Origin of the sequence: Nocardia sp. NPDC004151, from assembly GCF_042874235.1 — a bacterium.
Taxonomy (GTDB): Bacteria; Actinomycetota; Actinomycetes; order Mycobacteriales; family Mycobacteriaceae; genus Nocardia.
In genome coordinates this window covers 15,608-40,139 of record NZ_JBIAMR010000028.1, presented here as the reverse complement: position 1 = coordinate 40,139, position 24,532 = coordinate 15,608, and the positions used below count along the sequence as shown (strand labels likewise).

At 65.5% G+C, this 24,532-nt stretch carries 20 protein-coding genes and 1 pseudogene; 13 read left to right on the top strand and 8 right to left on the bottom strand.

Annotated elements, in window-relative coordinates; all coding sequences use genetic code 11:
- Positions 1 to 7: 7 nt before the first annotated feature.
- The 3 genes from ACFYTS_RS35665 to ACFYTS_RS35655 all read left to right on the top strand — a co-directional run bounded on the left by ACFYTS_RS35665 (position 8) and on the right by ACFYTS_RS35655 (position 4,356).
- Positions 8 to 187 carry a hypothetical protein gene (locus ACFYTS_RS35665; RefSeq protein ID WP_387309641.1) on the top strand — a complete coding sequence of 60 codons (180 nt, stop codon included), beginning with the start codon at positions 8 to 10 and terminating at the stop codon, positions 185 to 187.
- 23 nt (positions 188 to 210) lie between these two features.
- On the top strand, positions 211 to 1,260 hold the full coding sequence (locus tag ACFYTS_RS35660; RefSeq protein ID WP_387309640.1) for a hypothetical protein: 1,050 nt from the start codon (positions 211 to 213) through the stop codon (positions 1,258 to 1,260).
- A gap of 81 nt (positions 1,261 to 1,341) precedes the next feature.
- Entirely contained in the window at positions 1,342 to 4,356 is a 3,015-nt protein-coding gene (locus ACFYTS_RS35655; RefSeq protein ID WP_387309639.1) for a Tn3 family transposase, read from the top strand.
- Here ACFYTS_RS35655 and ACFYTS_RS35650 read toward each other — a convergent pair.
- Entirely contained in the window at positions 4,330 to 4,647 is a 318-nt protein-coding gene (locus ACFYTS_RS35650; protein ID WP_387309638.1) for a hypothetical protein, read from the bottom strand. The genes ACFYTS_RS35655 and ACFYTS_RS35650 overlap by 27 nt on opposite strands.
- The gene (locus ACFYTS_RS35645; RefSeq protein WP_387309637.1) at positions 4,644 to 4,994 is read right to left on the bottom strand and encodes a MerR family transcriptional regulator; all 351 of its coding nucleotides are present in this window, start codon (positions 4,992 to 4,994) and stop codon (positions 4,644 to 4,646) included. The genes ACFYTS_RS35650 and ACFYTS_RS35645 overlap by 4 nt, the downstream gene beginning before the upstream one ends.
- Positions 4,995 to 5,139: 145 nt before the next feature.
- Between ACFYTS_RS35645 and ACFYTS_RS35640 the strand changes: the two genes are divergently transcribed.
- The 5 genes from ACFYTS_RS35640 to ACFYTS_RS35620 all read left to right on the top strand — a co-directional run bounded on the left by ACFYTS_RS35640 (position 5,140) and on the right by ACFYTS_RS35620 (position 9,505).
- Positions 5,140 to 5,562, top strand: coding sequence for an Hsp20/alpha crystallin family protein (locus tag ACFYTS_RS35640; RefSeq protein WP_387309636.1), 423 nt, complete (start codon positions 5,140 to 5,142; stop codon positions 5,560 to 5,562).
- 687 nt (positions 5,563 to 6,249) lie between these two features.
- Positions 6,250 to 6,486, top strand: a complete 237-nt coding sequence (locus ACFYTS_RS35635) for a hypothetical protein (protein ID WP_387309635.1) — start codon at positions 6,250 to 6,252, stop codon at positions 6,484 to 6,486.
- On the top strand, positions 6,476 to 6,859 hold the full coding sequence (locus ACFYTS_RS35630; protein ID WP_387309634.1) for a cold shock domain-containing protein: 384 nt from the start codon (positions 6,476 to 6,478) through the stop codon (positions 6,857 to 6,859). Before ACFYTS_RS35635 ends, ACFYTS_RS35630 begins: the two co-directional genes overlap by 11 nt.
- 531 nt (positions 6,860 to 7,390) lie before the next feature.
- On the top strand, positions 7,391 to 8,011 hold the full coding sequence (locus ACFYTS_RS35625; RefSeq protein ID WP_387309633.1) for a recombinase family protein: 621 nt from the start codon (positions 7,391 to 7,393) through the stop codon (positions 8,009 to 8,011).
- Positions 8,012 to 8,152: 141 nt separating this feature from the next.
- Positions 8,153 to 9,505 (top strand): hypothetical protein, encoded by a 1,353-nt coding sequence (locus ACFYTS_RS35620; protein ID WP_387309632.1) that lies wholly within the window; start codon positions 8,153 to 8,155, stop codon positions 9,503 to 9,505.
- Between the two features lie 174 nt (positions 9,506 to 9,679).
- Here ACFYTS_RS35620 and ACFYTS_RS35615 read toward each other — a convergent pair whose 3' ends face one another.
- Positions 9,680 to 9,967: a hypothetical protein gene (locus ACFYTS_RS35615; protein ID WP_387309631.1), complete on the bottom strand. Its 288-nt coding sequence runs from the start codon at positions 9,965 to 9,967 to the stop codon at positions 9,680 to 9,682.
- A gap of 755 nt (positions 9,968 to 10,722) precedes the next feature.
- On the opposite strand from ACFYTS_RS35615, the gene ACFYTS_RS35610 reads away from it, so the two are divergent.
- Positions 10,723 to 11,379, top strand: a complete 657-nt coding sequence (locus ACFYTS_RS35610) for a hypothetical protein (protein WP_387309630.1) — start codon at positions 10,723 to 10,725, stop codon at positions 11,377 to 11,379.
- A 94-nt stretch (positions 11,380 to 11,473) separates the two neighbouring features.
- Here ACFYTS_RS35610 and ACFYTS_RS35605 read toward each other — a convergent pair.
- Positions 11,474 to 12,619: pseudogene (locus ACFYTS_RS35605) on the bottom strand (IS3 family transposase).
- Here ACFYTS_RS35605 and ACFYTS_RS35600 point away from each other — a divergent pair.
- On the top strand, positions 12,618 to 13,067 hold the full coding sequence (locus tag ACFYTS_RS35600; protein ID WP_387309629.1) for a pentapeptide repeat-containing protein: 450 nt from the start codon (positions 12,618 to 12,620) through the stop codon (positions 13,065 to 13,067). The pseudogene ACFYTS_RS35605 and the gene ACFYTS_RS35600 overlap by 2 nt on opposite strands.
- A gap of 322 nt (positions 13,068 to 13,389) precedes the next feature.
- Here the strand turns inward: ACFYTS_RS35600 and ACFYTS_RS35595 are convergent, their stop codons facing one another.
- Entirely contained in the window at positions 13,390 to 13,539 is a 150-nt protein-coding gene (locus tag ACFYTS_RS35595) for a hypothetical protein (RefSeq protein ID WP_387309628.1), read from the bottom strand.
- 136 nt (positions 13,540 to 13,675) lie between these two features.
- Here ACFYTS_RS35595 and ACFYTS_RS35590 point away from each other — a divergent pair, with 136 nt between their 5' ends.
- The 3 genes from ACFYTS_RS35590 (at position 13,676) to ACFYTS_RS35580 (ending at position 16,973) form a co-directional block, all read left to right on the top strand.
- On the top strand, positions 13,676 to 15,856 hold the full coding sequence (locus ACFYTS_RS35590) for a hypothetical protein (protein WP_387309627.1): 2,181 nt from the start codon (positions 13,676 to 13,678) through the stop codon (positions 15,854 to 15,856).
- A gap of 246 nt (positions 15,857 to 16,102) precedes the next feature.
- Positions 16,103 to 16,756, top strand: a complete 654-nt coding sequence (locus ACFYTS_RS35585) for a recombinase family protein (protein WP_387309626.1) — start codon at positions 16,103 to 16,105, stop codon at positions 16,754 to 16,756.
- A 13-nt stretch (positions 16,757 to 16,769) separates the two neighbouring features.
- Positions 16,770 to 16,973: a hypothetical protein gene (locus ACFYTS_RS35580; RefSeq protein ID WP_387309625.1), complete on the top strand. Its 204-nt coding sequence runs from the start codon at positions 16,770 to 16,772 to the stop codon at positions 16,971 to 16,973.
- 105 nt (positions 16,974 to 17,078) lie between these two features.
- Here the strand turns inward: ACFYTS_RS35580 and ACFYTS_RS35575 are convergent, their stop codons facing one another.
- The 3 genes from ACFYTS_RS35575 to ACFYTS_RS35565 all read right to left on the bottom strand — a co-directional run bounded on the left by ACFYTS_RS35575 (position 17,079) and on the right by ACFYTS_RS35565 (position 24,399).
- Entirely contained in the window at positions 17,079 to 17,774 is a 696-nt protein-coding gene (locus ACFYTS_RS35575; protein ID WP_387309624.1) for a hypothetical protein, read from the bottom strand.
- A gap of 626 nt (positions 17,775 to 18,400) precedes the next feature.
- Positions 18,401 to 21,133 carry a class I SAM-dependent DNA methyltransferase gene (locus tag ACFYTS_RS35570; protein ID WP_387309623.1) on the bottom strand — a complete coding sequence of 911 codons (2,733 nt, stop codon included), beginning with the start codon at positions 21,131 to 21,133 and terminating at the stop codon, positions 18,401 to 18,403.
- Positions 21,130 to 24,399, bottom strand: coding sequence for a helicase-related protein (locus ACFYTS_RS35565; protein ID WP_387309622.1), 3,270 nt, complete (start codon positions 24,397 to 24,399; stop codon positions 21,130 to 21,132). The genes ACFYTS_RS35570 and ACFYTS_RS35565 overlap by 4 nt, the downstream gene beginning before the upstream one ends.
- Positions 24,400 to 24,532: the final 133 nt, after the last annotated feature.

Genomic DNA, 24,532 nt, shown 5'->3' with positions numbered 1-24,532 from the left:
AACCACCATGTCCGACAACACATCCGTCACCGCGCTCGACGCTTTGGCCCGTGACCTGCTCGCGGTGCCTGAGAACGCCGGCCTGTTCGCCGAGCCGGGCGTGCTCATCGTGCAGATGGCCGCCCGCATCCCGAGACCGACCGGGAGCCCCAGGAATACGACTGGGGTCTCGCACCCGCTCACCTGAAAACTCGCCGCCAGCTGCGGGCGATGGGCAAGTCCCCGGGCCGGTCGCTGGTCGCGCTGATGACCGGCAGGGGCGCGCGACCGACGCGCCTGTACGACTCCCGCATCGCCCCCGACAAGCGGCAGCCGTCTCCGGCCCAGCTGGCCGCGATCCGCAAGGCCACCGTCGAACACCAGGTCCGCGCCGCCGAGCGTCACGGCGTCACCCGCGCCGAACTGGCCGAACCCATCGATCCCACTCCCGGCTGGGAGCACACCCCCACCCCGAAAGAAGGAAATCCCATGTCCGACAACAAACTCGCCAAGGCCGCCGAGCTGGTGGTCTCGTCCCAGTTCGGCACCGCCGCACCGCAGCACGGGCACGGCGGAATCCCCGACACCGAGCTGTTCGAGCAGGTGCAGGCCACCTACGGCCCTGCTGTCGACTCCACGCTCGACATGCACCTGCGTGCCGACGAGCTGGAGCGGGCGGTCTGGGCGGCCGGCGAGGTCGGCGCGGAGGACGAACAGCTGCGCGCCGAGCACGCCCTGGCCGAGCATCTGCGCGAATACCGCGTCGAGCTGTCCAACGATCCGCACTGGACCGAGCACTACGCCGACATCGACCGCGCCGACAACCCGGCCGTCGCCCCGCACGGCCACAACCAGCGCATCGCGTTCCTGCTGGCCACCGTCGCCGCCAACCAGGCCCGGGTCGACGACGCGGCCTTGGCCCAGAACATCGACAACGCCCGCGCCGAGGGTGAGGACGCGGTGGAGGCGCTGCGGGCCCGCTACAGCGAGGACCAGGCCGCCGCCGAGGCCCGCATGCAGTCGATCCCCTGGCACAACCTGCCCGCCACCGTGGCCGTGTTCTCCGACGCGATGCTGTGGAGCGGCAACTCCGAGATCGCCCAGGAAGCGCTGAACGAGCTGACCGGCCGCTACGCCGCCCAGTGGGGTGTGGTCGTCGACCCCGAAACCTTCAGCGTCAGTGTCGATCCGGGCTTTGACGCCGTGGCCGCTCAGGGGGTTCCGGTAGTAATCGCGCGGAAAACAACACATATGGCTGGACCAGCACGGATGGCGTTGTGATCGGTTGGGCTGCGGGCGGGTTCGGCAGGTGCTTGGCTTGGCTGCCGATGAGGTTGGTCGGTGTGCTGGAGGGCGGGTTTCGTGGCGACGCAGGTGTTCGCGGCTGAGGAGTTGGTGCGGCTGCGGGAGTTTCCGGAGATCAGCCGCGAGGAGCTGTTCCGGTTCTTTACGCTGACGCTGGCCGATATCGCGTTCGTTGCGCCGGGGCGGGGTCGTGGTCCGGAGGATCAGCTCGGTTTGGCGGTGGCGTTGTGCACGTTGCCGTGGTTGGGGTTCGTGCCGGACAGGGTCGCGGCCGCGCCTGCGGTGGTGGTGGCGCGGTTGGCGGATCAGCTGAAAGTCGATGCGTCGCAGATCCGTTCGTATGGTCGTCGGGCGCAGACCCGCACCGCGCATCTGCGCCTGGTGGCCCAGTATCTGAGCTGGCGGAGCGCGGGGGCGATGGAGTTGAAAGAGCTCGACGAGTTCCTGTTGGCGCGGGCGATGGAGCACGATTCCCCGACCCTGCTGTTTCGGTTGGGGTGTGAGTATCTGATCTCGGCGCGGGTGATCCGGCCCAGCCCCGACACCGTGGTTCGCCGCGTCGTGCACGCGCGTGAGCAGGCCCAACGTGAGACCTACGACCGGTTGGCGCACGAGTTGACCCCGCAACGCTGCGCGGAGTTGGACGGCTTGCTGGTCACCGATGCCTCGATCCGGATGTCACGGCTGCGGTGGCTGTCGACACCTCCGGTGGAGGCGTCGGCGGCCGCGGTGCGCAACGAGGTCGAGAAGCTGGGGTTTGTGCGCGGCCTGGGCGCGGACACCCTCGATCTGTCGGTGTTGCCGGCGGAGCGCCGCCGGTTTCTGGCCACCCTCGGTCGCCGGCTGACCGGGCAGGCTTTGGAGCGTCGTGATCCGCAGCGCCGGTATCCGATCTTGTTGACGGTGTTGGCGCAGTCGGCCGCTGATGTGCTCGATGAGGTGGTGGCGTTGTTCGATCAGGCGCTGTCGGGGAAGTTCAGCGCCGCGGAGAACCGGATGCGGGAGCGACTGGCCGACCGGGCGAAGACCGGGGAGGACCGGCAGGCGCTGCTGGATGACGTGCTGGCGATCCTCATCGACCCGCAGATCCCTGATGAGGATGTGGGCGGGTTGATCCGGGGCGAAAGCATCGGGTTGGAGCGGCTACGGGCCGCGACCGCGCAGGCCCAGCCGCGGCTACCGCGTGATCACGGGCATCTGGCCGCTCTCGATTCGTCGTATTCGTATCTGCGGAAGTTCACTCCGGCGGTGCTCTCGGCGGTGCGGTTCTGCGGCGGCACGGCGGCGACGGAGTTGCTGATCGCGGTGAACATGCTGCGCGAGCTGAACGCGACCGGCCGCCGCAAGGTGTTCGACGACGCACCGACGGGGTTCGTGCCGACCAAGTGGCGCGGCTATCTCGACGAGGCTCGCAAGACCGGCAATACCGTGGCCTATCGGCACTTTTGGGAGCTGTGTGTGCTGTTGGGGTTGCGGGACGGGTTGCGTACCGGGGACGTGTTCGTGCCCGGATCACGCCGCTACGCCGACCCGGCCGCATACCTGCTCACCTCGGCCCAATGGGAGCCGCAGCGGGCCGAATTCTGCCGCCTGGTCGACAAACCGGCCGACCCGGCGGCCGCGTTGGCCGCGCTCACCGACGAGTGGACAGCGGCGGTCGGTGAGCTGGAGCAGATGCTCACCGCCGGTGACGGGCCGGTGCGCCTGGACGAGGCCGGTGATCTGGTGATCTCTCCCCTGACTGCCGAGGACATCCCGACCGAGGCCATCGAGTTGAAGACCGAGCTGACCGAGATGCTGCCGTTCGCGCCGATCGTGTCGGTGCTGATCGAGATGGACAAACGCACCGGCTACCTGGACTGCTTCACCCACGCGGGCGGCAAGCAGGCGCGCAGCCGCGAGTTGAAACGCAATCTGATCGCGGTGCTGCTGGCCTATTCGACGAACCTCGGATTGACCAATATGGCCGCGGCGTCGGGGATCTCCTACGACATCCTGTCCTGGACCGTGGAATGGTATGTGCGGGAGGAGACGCTGCGCGCGGCGAACCTGGCGATCATCGGCTACCACCAAAGGCTGCCGCTGACAGCCGCTTTCGGCACCGGCACACTCTCGTCGTCGGACGGGCAGCGTTTCCCCACCCGCGGCAAATCGACTACTGCCCGCGCGGTCAATCACTTCTTCGCCGAGGAAGGCCTGTCGACCTACACCCACGTCACCGATCAGCACACCACCTACGGCACCAAGGTCATCGTCACCACCCGCCGCGAAGCCCACTACGTACTGGACGAAATCCTCGGCAACGCAACGGATCTGCCGATCACCGAGCATGCGACCGATAGCCATGGCGTCACCCTGGTGAACTTCGCGCTGTTCGATTTGCTGGGGATGCAGCTGTCCCCACGCATCCGCGACCTGGGCAAGATCACCCTGTACCGGCCGGTGCAGCGCACCGAGGCCGAAACACGGTTCCCACACGCCGGTCCTCTGCTGACACGGAAGTCGAATCTGGACCTGATCGCCGAGCACTACGACGACCTGTTGCGGCTGGCCGGATCGCTGAAATTCGGGCACGCCACCGCGTCCCTGCTGGTCGGCAAGCTGTCCGCGTCCGGGCGCCAGAACGCGCTGGCCGCAGCGTTGAAGGAGTACGGGGCGATGCGCCGCACGATCTACGCCTGCCGGTATCTGACCGATCCTGACTACCGGCGCAAGATCTCGCGTCAGCTCAACAAGGGCGAGTCCATCCATGCCCTCAAACGTGGCCTCATCTACGCCCACGATGGAGCCATCCGCGCCCGTCACCTGGAAGCCCAGACCGAGCAGGCATGGTGTCTGACCCTGGTCACCAACGCCCTGATCACCTGGACCACCGAGTACTACGGGCTCGCCGTCGACCAGATGCGCCGCCAAGGCCGCCGCATCGACGCCGACGTGCTGGCCCACATCTCGCCCGCGCACAGCGAGAACATCAACTTCTTCGGCGCCATCGAGGTCGACATCGACGCCGAACTCGCCGCCCTCGGACCCACCGGCTACCGGCCGCTACGGATGCGCGACACCCTGTTCTGATCCTGATCCTGATCCTGGCCGGCGAGGCACGGCGGGGGAAGTGTGCGGGTGCGCGGGTTCGGGGAGTGTATGGGCATGAGCGAGATCCTGTGCCAGCGTGGTGATCTCGGCGTGCAGGTCGGTGGCGATGGCCTCGGTGCAGGCGAGTGTGATCTGGTGCTGGCGCTGGATGTGTTCGAGCTGGCGCAGGGTGGCCAGGTCGCGGGCGATGTCGTGCAGCAGTGGGTTGATCCGCTCGAGGACCGCGGTGTCGGTGGCGGGCGGGCCGATCGGCGGGGGTGTGGCGGTCATGGTGTGTCGCGGAGCCGGTCGCGTTCGGCGGTGAGCGCGGCGTTGGAGTGGCGTAGTGCGGTGTTGCTGTCTTCGAGGTCGAGGATCCGCGCGATCGCGACGAGGTTGATCCCTTGGCCGGCCAACGCGGCGATGCGCGCCAGCCGGGCGAGGTCGTCGTCGCTGTAGCGGCGGGTACCTCCCGCGCTACGGGCCGGGGTGACCAGCCCGTGCTGCTCGTACAGGCGCAGCGAATGCGCCCCCATCCCCGCCAGCTCGGCGGCCACCGAGATCCCGTACACCGCTTGTCCAGGGCCCGGCCGGTGAGCACCACCCGGACCGGGCAGGGGGTCGTGTCGATCCAGCATCTGCTCTCTCTTTCTCGATGCCACCAGATTACCTCAGCGCGCCGCTTGCACTCTCCTCGCTAGAGTGCTAAAACAAATCTAAGCCAGATGACAGAGGTTATCTGAGCACCACCGAGAGAGAATGGAGTGAGTGGAGGTGGCGACCATGCTGATGCGCACCGATCCGTTCCGGGATCTGGATCGCCTGACCCAGCAGATGTTCGGCACGTCGGCGCGTCCGGCAGTCATGCCGATGGACGCCTGGCGCGAGGGCGACGACTTCTACGTCGAACTCGACCTACCCGGCATCGACCCCGACTCCCTGGACCTGGACATCGAACGCAACGTGATCACCGTCAAGGCATCACGCCCGCAACTGGACCCGGACCGGTCGATGCTCGCCGCCGAACGCACCCGCGGGGTGTTCTCCCGCCAGCTGTTCCTGGGTGAGAACCTCGACACCGACGCCATCCGCGCCGACTACCGCGACGGGGTACTGCGGCTGGTGATCCCGGTCGCGGAGAAGGCCAAACCCCGCAAGATCGAGATCATCCACCACAACGGCGAGCATCAGGCCATCAACGCCTGAGCGCCGGCGCCATCACGGGAGGCCCTGTGATGATCCTCGTGACGAGATGCGCGACCGGGCGCGCACCGAGCGAGACCGCGCAGGAGCTGTCGTGGCTGGATTCGCGGCTGCTGGGCTTGGATCCCGATCTCGAGGCCCTGTTCGCCGAGATCGACGACATCCTGTGCCGCGCCGTCGACCGCTGGGACTGCCCGCCGCACCGCGAACCCCACACACCCCGGCCACGGCCGGGCCGCCGGCGGCCGAGCGCACGGCACCCTAGTCATCGGCCCGGCCCCGCGCAGGGTCGAGGACGCGGCCCGCCCACAGCACACCCGAGCCCGGCTCGAACCGGTGTTCGACGACCAGTGAGAGCGAGGTGATGCCCGTCAGACATCGACAAACAACGCCGATCACACGAAACGTTCTCCTACACAACAGTTCTCGCGACCACGGGCCGACGACCGTGTCCGGGCCTGCGCACCTGCACCCGCGCCTCACGGACACCCCTCGGTCCGGCGCGTGCACAGCCACCGCGAGTGGCACCCGGCAGGGCACGGGTTCGTCGGCCCGCGCGAGAACACCTCACAGGGAAGTCCTGTTCAGATTCCTTCCGTCGACGGGTGAGCCCGGTCAGCTGTGGTTCTTCCGGGCTCACCCGGCCCCTTTCGCTTCATCGACCACGATCGACCCGAGGAGGGCAGAGCAATGAGCAGCACCGCGACCTTCGCCCCGGCAGGCAGCGACTTCGACCGCGCCGAACAGAACCTTCCCATCGGCGACAGCGACCGCGATGCCGGACTGGACCCGACGACACTGGCACCGACGACCGAAACCATGCGCGGCGCGCTCGAGCACGCCACACTCACCGACCGTATCGACCAAGCCTGGATCACCCCACTGGACTGCGATGACGACGACTACGACCACCACAATGCCGACTGAGTGCCCAGACCTCGCCACCTCCCGGGGCGAACCCCACACCCACGACGCACAGCAGCTGCCGCGCTGGCAGCACGGCCACGTCGCCTGGTTCAACACCGAAAAGGGCTTCGGGTTCCTGACACCCGACACCGGCCCCGCGGTGTTCGTCGACTACCAGGCGATCGACGTCCCCGGACTCAAAACCCTGCACACCGGGCAACCGGTGGTGTTCACCGCCACCGATACCGCCCGCGGCCCCGAAGCCACCCGCGTCGTGCCCTACACCCGCACCACCAGCGTCGGGCCCACACCCGCAGCGGGCACCGGCCGGCCGCGCCCCCGAACCCGACCCGATCGGCCGTATCGATCCCGCTGCCGTGCGCGCGCCGCATGAGCCGGACACCAGCACCTGACCGAACCAGACGCGACCGCATCACACCTGCTTCCCAGCACAGCCCGACTCCAGTAATCGCCATGACTACTACACACCCGCCCCAAGCCGCCGGCCACCCGCGCCCTCGCGCTGCTGGGCGCCGGATACCCGCCGCCGCAACCGATCCCGAGGACTCCTCGGTCGTGTACTGGCCCGAGCCCAGCCCCCTGCGCCCGTGGTGGGACACGATCATGCAGCCCGCCATGCGCGCCGATCCGGCAGCACCTCGATCCCCCGACCCCCGTCACCCCCACGCCCGCAACCCCTACCCACGCCGCACCCGACCCGCCCCAAGGGCAACTTCCGCTCACTGACCCAACTTTCGGGACGCCCGCAACCGGGCGGGCCCGAAATGCTTGGCGGGGTGTTCCGTATGCCGATCGGCCAACGGAACACCCCGCCGCGCCGCTTCCGACCCAGCTCGCACCTGTTCCGTAGAGGTGTTCCGAGCACTGTCCCGCTCAACCCCCGCTATCCGGAACAATTCCGGGTATGGGTGAACCGTTCCGCGTCGGATACTGCCGTTGCTCCACCGACGAACAAGACGTCGAGATCCAAACCGACCAACTGCTCGCGCTCGGCGTTCCACGCGAACGGATCTTCATCGACACCGGGTTCTCCGGCACCACCCGCAAAAACCGCGCCGGCCTCGACAACGCGCTCGCCGCGGTGACCTCGGCAGCGGCGGCCGTCACCGGACGGCAGGTGGTGCTGACCACAACGAAATTCGACCGATTCGCCCGCAACATGGCCGAAGCCGGAGAGATCCTGACCGACCTGCGCCAGCGCGATGTCCTGTTCGGGCTCGGCAGCTCCGTCTACGACTGGCACGACCCGTTCGGCAAACTCTTCCTGCAAACCCTGGCCATGGTCGCCGAATTCGAGGCCAACCTGAATCACCTGCGCACCCGCGAAGGCATGGCCAAGGCCCGCGCCAAAGGCCGTCTCAAGGGCAAAGCGCCGAAACTGCCTCTCGCAGCACGCAAAACGATCCACCGCCGCTACCACGACCCCGACGACGACGCCAGCCTGGCCGACCTCGCCGAGGAATACAGCGTCGGCCGCTCCACCATCCACCGCATCATCAGCAACCCCACCCCACCCCAGATCTGACGCCCATCTGCACGTCAGCCCGAACCAACCACAACACCATCGCCGCTGGTCCAGCCATATGTGTTGTTTTCCGCGCGATTACTACCGGAACCCCCTCAGGACCGCGCGGACGCGGACCGGCTGTGGCAGCGGGAATCGGCGGTGATGGACATCGTCTCCGCCATGGGGCTGCGGGCAGCAGTGAAAGGCCCCGTCTCCGAAGCGATCACGGCCTGGCGCGACCAGATCGACCCCGACAACCCGAACGCGCACCTGACCAGCGAGAGCAACCGGCGCGCCAGGCTGGCGACCGCTCTGAGTGGCGTGCAGCTGTCCGAGGCCGACCGGGCGCGGGTGGAGTTCGTTGTGGACTACCTGCGCGGCAAGACCCGCGAGGCGAACCTGCTGGCGTCGCCGGTGTTCGTCGACCCCGGTGAAGAGGCCCGCGGGCGCATCCCCCGAGTCCTCGACGTCTTCCGCGGCAACCCGAACGCCGCGCGGTTCGTCACCGAGGAAATCGCGGTCATGACCGTTGCGGACCAGGCCAAGGTGCGCGAGGTCGGCAAGAAGATCGCCCACGGTGAGCCTGCCGACCTCGACATCTGGCCCGGATACACCGACCGCTACGAGATCCGCGAGAAGCTCACCGACTACGTCGCCGACACCTTCGAGCTGCGCGCCGAGGCCGACTACCTGGCCGAGGGCGCCATGACCGCTGAGGAGCGCGACCGCTTCGGTGTGGTCTACACCCGCCCCGGCGGGCACCTCACCGACGAGGTCCACGAACGGATCGCCCGGCTCGCGGAGAACAACGACGACTTGAGGGCGACGATCAGCAGCGGCCAAGGCCTGGCGGCGATCGAGCGTGGCCAGCTCTCGGAGACCCTCTACGACATCGACGCCGGCCGTATCCGCGACCGCGAGGATCTGCCGGAGCTGCTGTTCGCCGACGAACGCAGCAAGGCTGATGCCGAGGCCGGGCGGATCAGCGCGACCGCGTCGGTCCTGTCCTCGGCCGCGCGTGAGGCCGTCACGCAGGTGATCGAGGGTGCCGATGTCCCTGTTGATCACCGCCACGACCAGCTGCGGTACGCGGTGACCTCGATCTCCGACAGCATCTACACCGTGGCCTGCGGCTCCCGCTCCGGTGACCTGCCCGCCGACCGCAAGAACTACATGGACCGGCGCGACCAGCTGGCCCAGGCCCTCGCCGAGGAGAAGGTCCACCCCGACGTCCAGAAAGACGTCCGGGTCCTCATCGACGGGCGCGCCCGCCAAGCCGGGGAGATCGGTCGGGCCGCCGCCGAGCGCACCGACCAGTGGACAGCGAAGATCGAGCGCGTCGTCGCGGCCCGTGACGACCAGCTCGCCCAGCGTCAGGCCGCCAACGCCGGACAGGCCGCAAGCGCCGCCCGGGCCTGCACCACCCGGCCCGAACGCTCCAACGGGCAGGAACACTCGCGGGCCCGCACCACCAGCCGCGGGCGGACGAGCTCCACCGGTATCAGCCGATAACTCCGATATCTCAGAAGACAGCGACAACCCCGGCGGGGACTATCCGCCGGGGTTGTCGCTGTGTGAGGGTATTGCACCCCCGTGTCCCGGGCTCCATGCGTCCCGGCCTTTCGTCCCATCGCGTCTCGCGCGCGTACGCGCGCCCGCGCGCGAGGAGTTCACCAGTGAAGAGGGCTATCCGTCCTGGTCGTCACCGAACAGCGGGAGCTGCCGGGACGTGGAGGGCCCGCCGAGACGACGCAGGCACCTCGCGCAGGTGACCGCGGCGCGGGTCGGCTGCAGCACGGTGGGAGACCATCCCGCGATCCCTGTGCGGCACAGCAGCTCCGGGACTTCCTCGTCCTCGACCCACGCGCCGAGGCTGACCGCGTGCACGGTGCGCCCGGCCCGCACGATCGCGTGCACGCCGGCGTCGCCAAACTGGGCCCGCGCGCTGGCGGCCAGGGGCGAAATGTCGGTCATAGGCCCAACCATAAGGACGGGAGCCGACAACCGAGGACGCGCCGACTGGAGGCTCTGCGGCCCTGGTCATCGGATTCTGCAACTGCTGCCAGTGGCACCTGGTCCTCGTCCTCGCCTAAACATGTGCGGCGTCACCACCGCCTACTACAAGGCGGTGGTGACCTTGAGGAGGTAGGCCGGGCCGGACAACCGCCGCCGAGATCGGGCTCAGAATCGATGCGGTTGGGCCCATTTGGCGAGCATCGGCACCGGATGGTGCGCTCCGACCGGCAGACGGTATGGCCCTGGATATAGAACGGGCCTCGAGTGGCGCGCCACTCGAGGCCCGTACACAGGCTTTACCGACCGGTGGCCAACTCTGCCTTCCCGAAAGAGGGGCTCAGCTCAAGCGACCAGCAGACGGGGCGATCCATGACTCACGATCCCACCCTGTGCGTGAAGAACGCTACGACACCGGCCTGGCTCCGCGCAACGTATTTCGTCGACAAATCTTGCCCTGCGCAACGCGCGAAGTACGCTAGCGCAACGGGTGTAGTATGGTTAGCGCAACGCACTATGTAATAACTAAAACATGACTACACGATGCGTCCAAACTCGCGGAGAGGCAGATTGCGATGGCGCGGACCGCAACGACCGACTCGGCCGCGAAGCGCTTCAACTCGCGGTTGGACCGTCGGTATCGCCTTGGAGCTCCGTTGCGCAGGGACTTCCTGCAGACCACCTCACCGCGGGGGCGTAGCCCGATTGCTGAGCTCATGAGCAGCAGTAGCGGTGGCAGCGGTGGCGGTCGCGGTGGGCACGTCCGACTGGCCACACTGCTTTCCATCATCTGGGTTGCAGCGGCACCACCGCACGACGCGACACGGCCGGCCCGCTGGTGGGCCGATCTGGCTGGTCTGGAAGATCCCTCGGCTGCAGGTGCCCGTCGGGTACTCAATGCTCTGCACGATCTGGATGAGCGCGGATTTCTGGTTCTCGAGGGCGGCAAAGGTGGCCAGACGCCGACCGTGCGGCTCCTCAGCGAGACCGGCGACGGGACGCCCTACCAGCTGCCTTACAAGGACCAAGAGAGCAGCTATGTGCGGGTACCGCACCAACTGTGGACTACTGGCCTGATCTCACGTCTGACCGGCCGGGGTCTCGCGGTGTACTTGTGCCTGCTGTCGCATCACGATCACAACGACCGTGACAAGGGCATCTGGTTCAACAAGCAAGGTTTCCACGACCTGCACGGACTGGGTGAGAGCACCCGGTTGAAGGGGTTGGCCGAACTCGTCGACGAGAACGTCGTGAGCTTCCAGGAGCGCTCCATCGACACGACCGGCGGCACGGACTACCGGACCTATCGCCGGCGCCTCTACACCATCGAACAACCGTACGTGCCTCCTCCGTCGGCCCAGAAGCCCGCGTAGCGGTCAACGCGGTCGACGACAACAAGGACCCGGCTGGGCGGAGGAACGTGCTCGGGACTGCCCCGAGTTCGGTTGACTCGCGGGGTGTGGTGTTTCAGGACGCGAGTGCGGGCTGATTGATTGTCTCAAACTCGATCGGCGTCAGGCGGCCGGGTCGACGTTGCCTCCGACGGCGGTGGTAGGTCCGTTCTATCCAGATGACGATCGCCAGACGCAGCTCCTCGCGGGTCGCCCAGTGCCGGCGGTCGAGGACATTGCGTTGCAACAGCGCGAAGAACGACTCCATCGCGGCGTTGTCACCACACGCCCCAACTCGCCCCATCGAGCCCCGTAATCCGTTGGCTGACAACGCATGCACAAATCGTCGGGAGCGAAATTGACTGCCCCCTGTCGGAATGAACCACGGTGCCGACCGGCGAGCGGATCGCGACCGCGTTGCGCAGGGCCGCGACCGCCAGGGCGGCTGTCATGCGCTCGTCGATCGAGTAACCGACGATCCGGTTGGAAAAGCAGTCCTTGATCGCGCAAAGATAGAGCTTTCCTTCGCCGGTTCGATGTTCGGTGATGTCGGTGAGCCACAACCGATTCGGTGCTGTCGCGGTGAACTCGCGAGCGACGAGATCGTCATGGACGGGCGGACCCGCACGCTTGCTGAGGCCGCGTTTGCGGGCGAACACCGACCAGATCCGCTGCTGCGAGCACAATCGCTGCACCCGATTCTCACCCGCACGAATCCCGCGATCACCGAGCTCGTCGGCGATGAAGCGGTAGCCGAACGCGGGGTCGTCGGCATGGATGTCACGAGCCGCGTCGATCAGGTGGGCATCGTCCCAATCACGCTGCGAGACAGGGGTTTTGTTCCACTTGTAGAACGCCTGTGGCGTGAATCCGAGAACCCGGCAGATCACCGCGACAGCGAACCCGTCGGCGGCCAGTTCGAGGACCAGCGGGAACCTCATTTTGGGGGCAGCTCGCGGGCAAAGAACGCCGCGGCCCGGCGCAGGATCTCGTTCTCCTGTTCCAGCTGTTTGGTGCGTTTACGCAGCTCACGCAGCTCCGCCGACTCTTCCCGGGTCAGGCCGGGCTTGTTCCCGTCCTCGATGTCGGCCTGTTTGAGCCAGTTGTGCAGGCAGGCTTCGGAGATCCCGAAATCCCTGGCGACCTGCTTGATCGAGGAGTTGCCCTTGCGGGCGACCGCAACGACATCGCGGCGAAACTCCTCCGGATACGGCTTCGGCATGGTGGACATCCTTCCAGCGAGGACGAAGTCCTCACAGATCAGGAATCAACCAAACCGGGGGCAGTCCCCAACGTTCTCCAGTGACGCCCTGTTCGTGAGCGCGGAGTTCTCCGGCGACGCTCGGTTCGATGGCGTGTCCTTCTCCGGCAGCGCCAGGTTCGATGACGCGTCCTTCTCCGGTAGCGTCCGGTTCGATGACACAACCTTCTCCGGCGGAGTCTGGTTCGTGAGCGCGGAGTTCTCCGGCGGCGCTCGGTTCGATGGTGTGTTCTTCTCTTCCAGCCCCGCCAGGTTTGAAGAGGTGAGATTCGGGGCGAAAACTGTTTCGTTCGGAGAGCCGAAGCAGTGGGGCCCACCACCTCCGGTGTTCGACTGGGACCACGACATCCGTCAGAAGCCTGCCAACGTCGAACCGCAGAGCTGGCCACCCGCTGTAGCGACGGACTAGTCACGTGCACTGTGGTGTGTTGAGAATCGGTCGGTCGAATGAACGCGGGCCCTCCGTCGACGGGCCGGACGTTCTCGCGGGACAGGGCGTGCGGCTCGTTATCGGACAGGGCTGGGAAGTGCCCTCCGACTATCCGCCCGCGAGACCCGCCGCGCCCGCGCCGGGCGGGCTGATCCGGCGGTCCGGGTCCGCGGTGCGTCGTAGAGGTCGGCGTGACCAGCCAAGATGGCGGGGCTCCTCCGAGTATTTGGAGCTGACCTTTTGGAGCGTCGTTGGGTGGCCAGGCCGATGCGGTGGTGGGGACGCTACAAAACCTGTCTCTCTATTGATCGGACTTGCGCAGATCTCGCAGGGCGGTGAGGACCGGCTTGCACGCGCTCAACAGCCCGGCCAGAGCGAGGGGGATCTGGGCCGCAGCGTGCAGGATCAAAACGATGGCCGCGATAGCGGCGAGGATGCTGGTGAGAGTCACGAACCCACCGTCGGTGAGTAGCCCGTTCGGTCGCATCCGGTAGGGCGAAGCTTCCGGAACCGCCTGATGACACAGTGCGTTTGCGTCTACAACTGAACGAAAACCGAATGATTCCCAGGGCAGGTGAACCGTGCGAGTGGACCCCGACCGAATCGGCACTCTCGACGAGCTCCACGACGCGCTACGAGCCCTGTACAAAGCCAGCGGCCTGAGCTACGGCAAAGTCGCCGGATTGTGCAAGGTCTCTACGGCAGCGATCCATGGTATGGCCACCGGCGGTTCGTTTCCGCGGTGGTCCACGCTCGCCGAAGTGCTCCCGGTCTGGAAGGTCGCAGCCCAGGACATGGAGGCGTGGAAGCGCGCGCATGAACGTGTCACCGCTGACGAGGCGCGACGTCCTGGGCAGCGATTGACCGTTCTCGATGATCCGTTCGCTCTCGATGTTCACCGGTCGATCACCGTGGATGCTCCCGGTGACCTCAGCCTGCTACCGGAGTACGTGCCTCGCGCTCACGATCGCGAACTGGCTGAGCGGGTCGGCCAGGCCCTGAAGGGCCGCAGCGTCATGGTGGTGCTGGTCGCGGGGTCCTCCGGGGGCAAAACCCGCGCGTTGTGGGAAGCGTTGGCTGCACTCAAACAGTTGGGCGGGTGGCGCTTGTGGAAGCCGCTCCAGGAGTCGGCCGACAGCGAGGTGCGCCAGGAACTGGGGCGGGTGCGCGCACACACGGTGGTGTGGCTCAACGAGACACAGAACTATCTCGGCAACGTCGCTGGTGATCCGCAGCAGCTGGCGCAGCAGATCCGGAATCTGCTGCGCGACCCCTCCCGCGCGCCAGTGCTGGTGCTGGGAACCTTATGGCCCGACCACCACGACGTCTTGTGCAAGGACTCGACCTCGCCGGTGTCGAAACTGCTCGAAGACACCGTGATCCGGGTGCCCGACGCCTTCATCGGCGACGACCTCGACGCCATGCGTGCGGCCGCGCGCCGGGATCCGCGGCTGGCTATGGCGGTCGAACGCGCCCGGGACGGGGAGGTCACCCAGTATCTGGCCGGCGGCCCGGAACTGATCCGGCGATACCAGCATTCCGCGTCCCCGGCGGCGCGGGCGGTGATCGAGGTCGCGATGGATTTGCGCCGCCTGGGGCATCGCAACGCGTTGCCGGCCGATCTGTTGTGTGAGATCGCGCCGTTCTATATCAGCGACAGCAACTGGAATCGCGTCGAGAACAACTGGTTCGAACAAGCCCTCGCCGATCTGGGTGTGCATTGCAAAGGAGCGCCGGGACCGCTCACCCGGAAACGGTCACGCCGACTGCCAGCAGGCACCACCGCCCGCAACGAATATCGGGCACAGCGCCCCGGTCCCGCAGAGAACCCGTCGATGTATCAGTTCGCCGACTACCTGGACCAGCACGGGCGCAAACACCGCGCCGAAGAAATCCTGCCAATCGAATTCTGGAAGGCCGCCGCCCGCCACGCACCTCCCAAGGACCAAGTGACCCTCGGAATGTCCGCGTGGGACCGCGGCCTCTACCGCTATGCCACCCAACTGTGGAAGAACGCCACCCAGCACGGTGACCTCTGGGCGGCAGTACACCTGATCCGGTATCGCCTCCGCGCACACGCCAGCGACAATCACGCAGTGGACTGGGTCATCACCCATGTCGACGTCGCCGACCCGTCCGCCGCCGCCGACCCACACGCCGTCGCTGGGCTGTTGGGTGAGCTGCAGAAGGCAAATGCGAAGGACGCAGCCACTGCCCTCGCCGAACATGTCAATCCCGAACACATCGCCCTCAACGACCCGCACGCCGTCGCCGCGCTTCTGGGTGAGCTGCGGAGAGCGGGTGCGAAGGACGCAGCCACTGCCCTCGCCGAACGTGCCGATTCCGAACACATCGCCCTCAACGGCCCGCACACTGCCACCGTGTCGGTGGAGATGCGGCCAGGGATGAATGTGAAGGCCACAGCCGCTGCCATCGCCGAGGGGGTCGTTCCCGAACACATCCTGGACGACCCGTCCGCCGTCGCCGTGCTGCTGGGTGAGCTGTGGAGGGCAAATGCGAAGGACGCAGCCACTGCCCTCGCCGAGCGTGTCGATCCCGAACACATCGCCCTCGACGATCCGGGCGGCGGCGTCTGGTTGGCGCACGCGATGGCCGAAATCGGTCATCGCCCGCCTCAAGTGCTGTTAGACCGAATAGCCACTAGAGGCATGTTCTCGTACTTGGTCGGTGATGGGGAGGCATTCCGATTTGGTCGAGAACCGGGTGGGGCTGCTGCCTCAGCATGGCATTGGAACGATCTAACCTAGATCTTCGTCGAGAACGCGAATCGTCCAACTACGAAGACCAAGTGGCCGCACCCCGCATTGCGTCCAGTTGGGGTGCCCCATGCCGACAGCCGTTCGGAAAACGGTCGATTTACAACACCCACGACACCTCGGTGCCGTGTGGTTCGGAATCCCAGGTCACCCGAACCGGCCATGTGTCGAGAAAACGTGTCGAAAAGTGTTGGTGTCCAACAAGTCTTGTCGGCCCTTTCTCGTACAGTCTCCGGCATGGCCACCGCGACACGCGATCTCGACAGCCCCGCCCCGCTCGTCCTCGACGGCGACGCGCTCGACCCGATCGGCGGCGGAGGCGCGCTCGTCGGCTACGCCCGGGTCTCGACCACCGACCAGCTGCTCGACCGCCAGCTCCTCGCGCTCACCGCGGCCGGATGCCAGAAAGTCTTCGCGGACAAGAAGTCCGGCAAGAACGCCGAACGCGAGGAACTGCAACGCTGCCTGGAATACCTGCGCCCCGGCGACACCCTCGTCGTGCCCGCACTGGACAGGCTCAGCCGCTCGATGCAGGACCTGCTCGCGATCGTCGCCGAACTCCGCCGCCGCGGCATCGGATTCCAGTCCCTGCACGAAGCACTCGACACCACCACCCCCGGCGGGCGCCTGGTCTTCCACGTGTTCGCCGCGCTCGCCGAGTTCATCCGCGAGCTGATCGTGGAAGGCACCAACGAGGGCCTGGCCGCCGCGCGCGCCCGCGGGCAGCGCCTGGGCCGCCCGCCGGCCATGACCGAGGAACAGGTCCGCCAGGCCCGCGCTCTACTGACCCGCCCCGACGAATCGGTGTCCTCGATCGCCCGGCTGCTGGGCGTTTCCCGGTCCACGATCTACAAATACGTGCCCGAGGTCAGTCGGACGATCGAGGCGTGACGGCATAAATGACATGGCATCCAATCGGAATGGATGCGTTGTCGCGGCCGAATCAGGTACAGACGACTTCACCGCTCGCGGGGAGAAGGTTCGCGAAGAGCTCGGCGCCTACCTCGAGAAACTCGAGAAGGATGGCCTCCGATTCGAGGAACAGCGAGCCCGCATCCTGGCGCGTGAGGCGGTCAAGGCCGAGAAGGGCCTAGCCACCGCGGGCTGAGGGCTCGGTGCCTGAATCACTGATCACTGGGTATTCCGGCCCTCGGTGTGTCGCTGAGCGGCACACCGAAGGCGTTGGGTAGACCCGTAGGCCTGTTCTGTCCGCTCAGTAGACGAAATCCGGAATCAACTGCGCCCCACGGTCGGACTCGATCGCCCAGAACAGGTTCCCCACCGGCTGAATGATCGACTGATGCGTCTCATCGTTCTTCCCGATGAGAATCCCGATGATGGCTCCCTTGCCGTATCCCGTCGAGCGGTAGACGACCCCGCCCGAATCACCCTGCTCGGAGCCCATCCCGTCGGCAAGAATGTAATTGTCGTGGACTTCGGCAATCGACCCGCAGGTTGAGCGGCTGGTCCAGCCGCTCAGACAGATCTGCTGACCCGTCTGAGGGTTCATATCGACCGCGTACAGGTTGACGAGGTGCGGACCGGGTTCGAACGTAATCGAATTCGTGCTGATGTTGTTGTTGAGCCGGATCAACGAGTACCCGAAGCTCATCGCGCGCAGGTCATCCGGCGTACCGGACTCGTACGAGCCGATCACCTGGCCGTTCACTTCGGAAACCTGCGCCCCGGGCCGATAGCAATGGCCTGCCGACACCAGGTACCGCACGCCATTGAGCGTCCCGGGGAAGGCGCCGGAACAACCGACCCCGTCCGCGTTCAGGCCCATGCCATCGAACGTGATCGACACGCACGCATTACGATTCGCGGCCCCGGCCGGGCATACACTCGCATCGGCGACCGGACTCAACGGAGCCCACAGCACCGACGCCACCGAGGCAGCCACGGCCACTACACAGCCCGTCACGCTCCGGGTAGACCCCGAAAACCGCTGAAACACAAAACCTCCCGCTGCAAAGATTCGCCGAGCAGGAATGTCCCTCCCCGAACCGTGCGACCCTATCCAGCCGGAACCCAGGTAACAATCAGCACGTATCGGTAGGCATATCGGTCAAGCAAGGGCGACCAGTCGGTGCGGAGTGGTCGGCACCTGGTGACCGTCGTCGAGCCACTTCGGATAGCGGGGCAGATCTGTCGGCAGGGCGTCGAGCAGGTCGTCAGTGCTTCAGCTGGTCGCACTCGGTGCAGGCTGCAAGCGCAGCGAGATCGAGCTGATGCAGTAGCTGTGCGATCCAGAGAGACCTGCGAGCAGTACGGGGTTCCGGTAGTACTCGGGCGAAAAACAACACACCTGGCACCGACACGGCATCGCTGCTGGTCCAGCCATATGTGTTGTTTTTCGCTCGAGTACTACCGGAACCCCTACAAGTACGTACCCGAGATCACCGTTGGCCAGCCTGGCAGTACCGCACAGCTGTAGCCATCAACCCTTCAGGGGAAAGCGAGACACCGCTGCCGCTCGAGGGACCAACGCTCATGTCCGCTTTTTCGGCGATTACTACCGGAACCCCGAGCCAATCAACCGCGGCCGCGTAGCTGCAAATATCGCTTGAACAGAACTTCTTGACGTTTCCGAGCAGTGGGTCCAGCTGCACAGCCAAAGGCGTGGTCTACGACCAGATCGAGCCGATTGTGCGCCTCCAGCACTTCGCTTGGCATGGAGACGGGGTTGTACAGTTGCGCCAATGACCAATCTGGGTGACACTGCCGCGCGGTGACGATGCCTTTGCCAGCTGCGATAATCTCCTGTTTCAGCGTGTTGGAGACTTCCGGCAGCGGCAGCGTGTTCCAGACGATGGTGTTCGTGAAGCTTGGATCAGACTTCAGCCTGCCTCCAACCGTCCGCTGCCAGACCATGAACATCGATGACGAGATCATCGCAAAGAGATACCCGTCAGGGTCCGGTGATGTGAACAGCTTGATGGATGCGACTACGTCTGCGGAGAGGCGTGCGACCGTCGCGAACGCTCGATTGTCGGTAAACGTTTGTGGGATTCCGAGATAGTCGACCGCAGGCTGTCGTATCTCGCCGAACAGGTGAGGCGTGTCTGCGATTCGTCTGGTGGCGGCTTTCGGGCTTGCTTCACGCTTCTGCTTGACCCCCGCTAGGCGCGCTGCGATCAGATCGCTCTGCTCAAGTTCCTCTAGGTCTGCGTCTACGAACCACAGGCACCAGCGCTCGTCGCCATTGATCAGTTCGTCGCCTCCGCGGTAAGGACGGAGATACTTCGCAGCAACGGGGTCGGCCGCGACAGCTTCGTAGTCATCCGGCTCAACCGTGAGGTAGCCCCAGTCCACGGCTTTTGAGCCTGCGTCGACTTCGGGCAGCCCGGGAGACAGCGGCCGCATCCGCTTGGTCACCAGGACGTTCGGACCATCCACCAGGTAGGCGTTGATACTTGGGACCGGTATCCTGCATACCGCATGGCCACCTGCGCTGGGCTCGATCAGCGTCGCTTCTCCCGCACTCCGGGTGAATCCAATGATCACACAGTGGACTGCTGCTCCGCCGGGAGCCTCGGTTTTCCATGGGAAACTCCGATACGCAAACTTGACCCGCCAGCCCATCTCGAAGACGTGGCCCCAAAGAGCTGGAACCGCTTGCCCCTGCGACACAGAATTCGTGGATACGAAGGCCCACTGGCCTTGGGTTTGCCCGAAATACTCTGTGGCCTTCTTATACCATCCAGCGACGTAGTCCAGAAAGCCGTCGTACTCCGGTCCCCAGACGAGTTGAAGATCGGCAGTCTCGCGGGGGCTTCGTTCTTTGGGTCCATGAAACGGTGGATTGCCCATGATCACGACATGGGCTGACGGGGCGACGACTGCGGCCCAGTCAGTGTGTAGTGCGTTGGCGTGGATGATGGTGGGCGCGATCGCGATCGGCAGACGATCTGGAGCGACGCCGAATTCCTCGGCCATGTTCTGGTTCGCCAGGTGATCGACGAGCAACATGGCTGTCTCGGCGATCCTGGCGGGCCACTCTTCGATCTCGATGCCGTAGAAATGGTCGAGTGTGACCTTGATTTCGGCACTGACGTCGAGCGTTAGCTGGGCGCGGTCGCCGCCGGAGGAGGTTCCGTCAAGCGTATCCAGGTCCCGTCGGCGTTTGAGGATCTCGAGTTCGAGCGCGCGAAGTTCTCGGTAAGCGACGATGAGGAAGTTCCCGCATCCGCAGGCGGGGTCTAGGAACCGGAGTTTCGCCAGGTCGTTGTGCAGACGTGTGAGCTGCCCCTTGTCATCCCAAGCCCGTTTGAGGCGGTCTCGGTACTCGTTGAGGAAGAGTGGCCGAATGGTCTTGAGGATGTTCTCCTCGGTTGTGTAGTGTTCGCCGCCGTGCCGCCGTGCCTCCTTACTCTTGACGGTCTGGAACATAGACCCGAACACTGCCGGGGAGATCACCGACCAGTTGAACTCGCAGGCCTCCAGTAACGTGTCGCGGAACCCAGCTGGCAGCTGCGAGAGACGGAGGGGACCGTGGAAGAGCCCGCCGTTGATGTACCTGAACTGTGCGAGTGGTGAGTCCGCTTCGAGGTCCCGCTGGTCGTCGGGGGTATCAAGGGCGCCGAACAGGTCGATTAGCTGGCGGTCCAGGTCTTCGGGCGTGGTGCTGTCACGGAGGTACCGCTCGAACAGGCCTGTGGGCTCCCACATATCGGCGTCGTCGCCGAACAGCAGGAACAGCAGGCGTGCGAGCAGCAGGGTGGCGTCGTATTCACCGACGCCCGCTGTTTCGAGATAGGTGTATAGGGTGCCCATGAGGCGCGCGGCGGCAACGGACGCGGATTCGGCTTCGTGGTCGAAGGCGTCGCGCATCCGGTCGAGTAGTTCGACGAGCGGCAGGTCTTCGTCGAAGTCGAGCTCGATCGCCTGCAGCCGCTCGGCCAGGTGGGTGCTGCGGTCGCCGACAAGGTGTTCGTGGACTAGGAGTTTCGCGTTGGTACTGCCGAGTTGAGCGCGCCGTGGCCACCGCCATTCCTGTCGGCGGCCGTCGGTGAAAATGACCAGACGTTCCTGGTTGTCCTTCCCGACCAGTACGTCGATCTGACGCTGGATCTTGCGCGGGGGTAGGACGGGGCAGTGCCAAATGCGCAGGCCCTTGTAGTTGGCGACCTGGTGCAGCGTGTAGGTGTCGTCGTCGACCTCGATCGACAAGTCGGGCCGGTCGGGGTTGTTCCAGCCGAGTTCGTCGATGAACAGGGTGCGAAAGTCACACCTGTCGACGAGGTCGAGTAGGCGGTTGTCGGTCACGAACGAACTCCCATGCTGGACACGATGCGGATCGGGTCTTTCCCGGTCCTGGACGCGATGACGAGGTCCCCGTCGCGATTCAGGGCGGTGATGCGGGTGGTCAGATCCTCGTCGCTGGCGCCGGAGCGGATGGCCTTACGCAGGCGTTGTTCGGCGTATTTGGTCAACGGGTGCTGGTACAGCTCGTCGAGGGCGGCCTGAGTGTCGGCACTGTAGTTGTTCAATGTTTCGCCGAGCCGGCGCCACAGGGTTCGGCGCACCCCGCGCAACCGGCCAGCCGCGATCTGTGGGGTGGCCAGTGGGCCGCGCACTAGTTGTTCGAGGAGCTCGTTGTGCTGCTCGTGCTGTTCGAGGCCGTGTTCTTCCTGTGTGGCTTCGAACGCGCGCAGGACCTCGTGCCCGGTGAGCAGTCGCATCTGTCCGTCCATGCCAGCCTCGCCAAAGCCGTCGATGCCGGATTCGGTGCGCACATAGCAGAGGACTCCGTCGGCGCGGTCGCTCAGACGCAGGGCGCGGGTTGCGGAGATCATGTCCGGCAGCGCGGCAATCTTTTTCGCAAGTTCGGGGTCGTTTTTCTCAGCTTCGTGCCAGCGCTGATACGCCAGGCTCGAGGCGTCGACGTCGTCGGCGTTGTCCTGGTCATCGAGGGTGCCGTTGTAGAGGTCGGTGATGGCGCGGATTTCGGTGTCGGTGCCGAAGAACTGCTCGTCGGAGCCGAAGGCTTCGGCGTTGGCGTGCAGACGGTCGCTGATGCGTTGGCGCAGGGAGATGACAGTGTCGACCGATTCGTGGAAGAACGAGTACAGCAGGACCGTGTCGGAGGCTTGGCCGATACGGTCGACGCGGCCGGCGCGTTGGATCAGGCGGATAATCGCCCACGGCAGGTCGTAGTTGACCACGATGTGCGCGTCCTGAAGGTTCTGGCCTTCGCTGAGCACGTCGGTAGCGATCAAGACCCGCAGTTCATTGTCGATGTCGTGCTGTTCCTGCCCGGGCAGGGCGTTCGACCGCGGGGAGAAGCGGTGCGCCAACGCGGTCGGATCTTCGCTGTCACCGGTGGCGACCCCGACACTGTCGATGCCGGCGGCCCGCAGGGCGGTGCCGATGTAGTCGGCGGTGTCCTTGTATTCGGTGAATACCAGTACTTTTTCGTCCGGATGCTCGCCGGTGAGCAGCGCGAGCAGGGCGGCGAATTTGGAGTCGCGGGCGGTGTTCCAGCCGCCGTACGAGGCGAGCAAGCCGCGCAGGGCGGTGGTGTCGCGGTCGAGATCGGCTCGCAGCGCCGGGACGAAGATTTCCGGGCGGACCCAGGTCACCGAGTTCGGGTCGGCGGCGACGAGAGCCTCGTAGCGGCGGGACGGCTCGTCGCCGAGATTCTCGCCGGAGGCGAGGTCGTCGTCGGTGGGGTCCTCGTCGTCGTCGAAGGCGAGGCTGGTGTCGACAATGGTGCCGGTCGGGATCGCCAAGCCCTGATCGATCGCGTAGACGAACAGTTCGTTGCGGGCGATATGGCGCTGCAGGGACAAGGTGAACGAGTGCCCGCACGAGGACAGGCGCTTGTAGAAGGTAGTGCGCACGAACCCGGCGACTTGGCCGCGACCGCGAGTGAGATTGTCGACGAACTCTTGCTCGGCCGTGGTCAACTTGGCGCCCCGGGAGATGTAGTTGCCGAGTTCGTAGCGCGGTAGGACCAGGTTGGTAAGCGTATCCAGGGTGGCGTCGCTGGCCATAATCGCCGCCGGATCATCGGGGCCGAAGGAGTGATCGACCGGCCTGGGGACGCGCATGGGGAAGGTGAACCGCTGCCCGGTGGCGAATTCGAGGTACTGGCCGCCATCCGCGTCGATACGTGAGTAGTTGTTTCTGACGAACGTGCGGGTGCGGCGCACCAGATGCTCGCTCATCAGCCGTTTCCAGTCGTCCGGATCCTCGGACCGACGGAATGCCGCCAACGTGGTGGTTTTGCCGTCGACCTTGTCGATGAAGCGCGGATCGGCGGCGATCGCGTTGGTCGGCGCGATCCCGAGATCGTCGTCGTCGTCGAGGTACAGGCCGAGCTGATTGGCCACATCCCGGAAGCGGATGTTGTAGGGGGTAGCCGTCAGCAACAAGACCTTGCTGTCGTTGTCCTGGATGTAGCGCTGAATCTCCTGGTAGTCGCGCCGGTTTTCATTGCGCAGGGTGTGAGATTCGTCGACGATGACGAACGCGTAGCGTCGCAGCTCCGGCAGGATCCGGTGCGCCATGCTGTACGGGACGACCCGGCCATGCAAGTCATAGGCCTCGAAGTGCTCTTCCCACATCGATACCAGGTTCTTCGGGCACACCACTAGCGGCATATAGCCGTGCTCGTCACGCAGCATCAACGCCACCGCGATCGCGGTGAGTGTCTTGCCGAGGCCGACCACATCGCCGAGCATGGTGCCGCCGCGGGTCATGATCCGCCGCGCCAAGGTCTGCACCGCCGTGGCCTGGTATTCGAGTAGCTGCTTACCGACCTCGGTGGGTACCGAGTACTCGGCCAAGCCTTCGCGCACATCGCGGGACAGGTCGTAACAGACCTTCAAGAACACCTCGTACGGACGACAAGGTTCCTTGCGTACCCACGACTCATCGAGCAGATCGAGCAGATCGGTGGTCACTGGCCGGCTGAACTTATCGTTCCAGCGTGCCTCGAACCAGTCGGCAAGGGTCTTGGCAGCGTGGACATCGAGCACATCGACGTTAAGCTCGAAATTCGAGGTCAACCCGGGGCCTGTGAGATTCGATGAGCCGACGAACCCGGTGATCGGGTTGTTCAGATCCTGCCGGTAGCAGATGTAGGTCTTACCGTGCAGCGGCCGGCGGGTGAATACCTTGATCTCCACTGCCCCGGAATCGAGAAGATCGCGCAGCGACTGCAAGGTGGCGCGGTCAGCATTGGTAGGCATCCCGCGCATCAACTGCGTACGCAACTGCTCGAGCAACTGCGCTTTGCGTTCACGTGCCGCGTTGGCGTCAGCATCGGTGCGCGGCGTGCCGTCGACCGTGGCCTGCAGGTCCTCAAGGGCTTCCTGCTGCGGCCCGGTCATCACCATGCCGATCAGAACCCGCACCACCGGGCCTGTCACGCCGGCGACGATCTTCTTCTGGACCAGTTCGTCGAAGGCAGACCAGCCGCGAAGGTTGAAGTAGCCGACCGCAACGTCCATTCGTTCGGAGATCGCGAAGGTTTGCTGCAGGTGGGTCCCGAGTCGAGTCTCGATATTGTCGAAAATCCTCGTCACCGGGCACTACCTTCCGTCATCTCCACCCCGCAGCTGCGCCGAAGGGACGACCAACCTCCTGCTCGTGTGTGGGTCGTGCTGACGAGTTTGTCAGACACCTCGACCCCTCCGTTACAGACCGCATTCTGGATGT